The sequence below is a fragment of the Shewanella sp. 10N.286.51.B8 genome (assembly GCF_041469325.1).
GTDB lineage: Bacteria > Pseudomonadota > Gammaproteobacteria > Enterobacterales > Shewanellaceae > Shewanella.
Map to the genome: position 1 here is coordinate 1 of NZ_JBFRKG010000068.1, position 913 is coordinate 913.

Consider the following 913-nt stretch of genomic DNA (forward strand, 5'->3'; position numbering starts at 1 on the left):
TCGATGTCAGTTGCATTAGCTAATAGTTGTTCTTGCGATAAGGTGATTGAGCCATCTTCGTCAACCGAATACGCTAAATTACCTGACACAGGGGCATCGTTAATCGGCAACACATCCACTGTCATTTGTGTAGTAACCGTTGCGCCCTCTTCGTCCTGAATAACAATATCCAGTGTCACTTCGCCATGGAAGTTTTCATTAGGGGCAAAGCTACAAGTCCCATCACCATTAACACTGAAAATACCATCAGGGCCTGTATAACTAATCTCAACCAATGAGACATCACCTTCAATATCTGATGCATTCGCTAAGATTTGGCTTTCATTAAATGTCAGCACACTGTCTTCATCGATAGTGTAAGAAACAGGGCCTGCAATCGGTAAATCATTGACTGCGATAACCTCAATGCCTGCATTACCAACAGTGATTGCACCAGCTTCATCCACAACAGACACATCTAAGTTAATATCGCCGTTGAAGTTTTCATTAGGTGAGAAGGTAACCGTGCCATCTTGATTGGTCACTAACACACCATCAGTGCCTGAATAGCTGACACTATCTAGCGCCACTTCACCTTCGATATCAATTGCATTGGCAAGTAACTGCTCAGGGCTTAACGTGATACTGCCATCTTCGTTCATTTGGTATGAAGTAGAACCCGCTACTGGTGCATCATTCACTTCTGCGATTTCGATATCAATGTTGGCTGGGGTCACAACGGTGCCATCACTTACACCAAACTCTAATTGCACATCACCATTGAAGTTTTCATTTGGCGCAAAGCTATGGGTGCCATCACCGTTGTCGGTAAGCACACCGTCAGTGCCGCTGTACGTCACCGTATCAACAGATAGGTTATCACCATCGATGTCGCTCGCATTCGCCAGCAGCTGCTCATCGGTAATGATGATAA

1 protein-coding gene is annotated in these 913 nt (G+C 44.8%); it reads right to left on the bottom strand.

Annotated features, from left to right (window positions below; genetic code table 11):
• A partial coding sequence (locus tag AB4160_RS19225) for a cadherin-like domain-containing protein (RefSeq protein WP_372006045.1) occupies positions 1–913 on the bottom strand: 913 nt, incomplete at both ends.